The following is a 266-nucleotide window of genomic DNA, read 5'->3' as shown; positions in this document are numbered from 1 at the left end:
GTAGGCCTTGGCATCGCACTATATCTGTTCAACATGCCCCATAGAAATGTCGTGGGTTCCAAAGCGGATTTCAACATGACCGCTTCAGCAATTGTCCATGAATACTTGGACAACCCTACTGCTGCCAATGCCAAATACCTCAACGAAGAAGGGGAATCCAAAATCCTTGCGGTCACCGGAACGGTCCGATCCATCGATGAGGACATGAACCAACAAAAGGTGATACTCCTCATGGAAGCCAATGACAAGGCCGGGGTGAGCTGCAC

Annotated in this window: 1 protein-coding gene; it reads left to right on the top strand. The window is 50.0% G+C overall.

The features are described from left to right. Positions 1-75: 75 nt before the first annotated feature. Positions 76-266: OB-fold protein (locus tag SB717_RS36555; protein WP_410907944.1), on the top strand; the 191-nt coding region annotated here is incomplete at its 3' end.

The organism is Priestia sp. SIMBA_032 (assembly GCF_046535215.1).
GTDB lineage: Bacteria > Bacillota > Bacilli > Bacillales > Bacillaceae_H > Priestia > Priestia aryabhattai.
Note: the sequence above shows the minus strand (reverse complement) of the source record. Positions and strands in the feature narration are given on the sequence as shown.